Below are 1,008 nucleotides of genomic sequence, written 5' to 3'. Positions count from 1 at the left end.
GTGATCCACCAGAAGACGTAGGCGACGGCGCCCGCGCCGGCGAAGCCGGTGAGGATGACGAACGCGAGCCGGACCAGCCACACGGGCAGGCCGGTGTGCGCCGCCAGGCCGGCGGCCACGCCGGCCAGCCAGCGGCCGCTGTAGCCCGGCCCGGCCTTGCCGGGTCTGCGAAGGGTGAGTCTTTGGTCCACACCCTGATCGTCACACGTCAGGGCTCCCCTGAACACGCCTGAGCCGGGATCTCAGGGTGCGGCGCGGGGGTAACCAGGGTCGGTTCAGGGCAGGTCCCGATGCCGGATCCGCCGCCGGTCGACCAGCATTGCTGTCATGAGCACCGACGAGACGCGTCCCGAGGACGCCACGAACGAGCCGGGCGGCCCGGCCGACGCCAGGTCCGGCGGACCGGACCCGGTCGACCCCGCGCCCAGCACCGCACCTGACGCGGCCGCCGACCCGAACGTCGGTCCTGCACCCGCCGCTCCCGGCCAGCAGCCGTACCCGGAGACCGGCTTCTTCGCCTCGATCCGCCGGGGCCTCTTCCCCCGCTCCGACCAGCGCTGGGTGGGCGGTGTGGCCGGCGGTCTCGCCGAGCGCATCGGCTGGGACCCGCTGCTGGTCCGCGGCCTGCTGATCGTCAGCTTCTTCCTGGGCGGCCTCGGCCTCATCGCGTACGGCGTGGGCTGGGCGCTGCTCCCCGAGCGCGACGGCCGCATCCACCTGCAGGAGGCCATTCGCGGCAACTTCGACGTCGCCATGCTGGGCGCCGTGGCCGTGTTCCTGGTCGGCTTCGCGTGGGGCGGCCCGCTGGGCTGGTGGGACGACGGCGGCTGGCACTGGCTGGTCATCCTCTTCTGGCTGGCTGTTCTGGGCGTCATCCTCTACCTGATCGTGCAGGGCGTGCAGCGGGCCCGCGACAACAACGTGGCCCGGAGCCAGGGGCAGGTCCCCGGTGCTCCCACGGGCCCGGGCGCCCCGCTCGGCACGCCGACGCCAGGCACCCCCGCGCCG

2 protein-coding genes are annotated in these 1,008 nt (G+C 74.1%); one reads left to right on the top strand and one right to left on the bottom strand.

Going from position 1 to position 1,008, the window contains the following annotated elements; all coding sequences use genetic code 11:
• Positions 1-191 (bottom strand): PspC domain-containing protein (locus PROKR_RS17010; RefSeq protein ID WP_036964936.1); only part of this gene is annotated, 191 nt, incomplete at its 3' end.
• A 136-nt stretch (positions 192-327) separates the two neighbouring features.
• On the opposite strand from PROKR_RS17010, the gene PROKR_RS35205 reads away from it, so the two are divergent.
• Positions 328-1,008: PspC domain-containing protein (locus tag PROKR_RS35205; RefSeq protein ID WP_169736454.1), on the top strand; the 681-nt coding region annotated here is incomplete at its 3' end.

Origin of the sequence: Promicromonospora kroppenstedtii DSM 19349 (genome assembly GCF_000515355.1) — a bacterium.
In the GTDB taxonomy this organism is placed as follows: Bacteria; Actinomycetota; Actinomycetes; order Actinomycetales; family Cellulomonadaceae; genus Promicromonospora; species Promicromonospora kroppenstedtii.
Note: the sequence above shows the minus strand (reverse complement) of the source record. Positions and strands in the feature narration are given on the sequence as shown.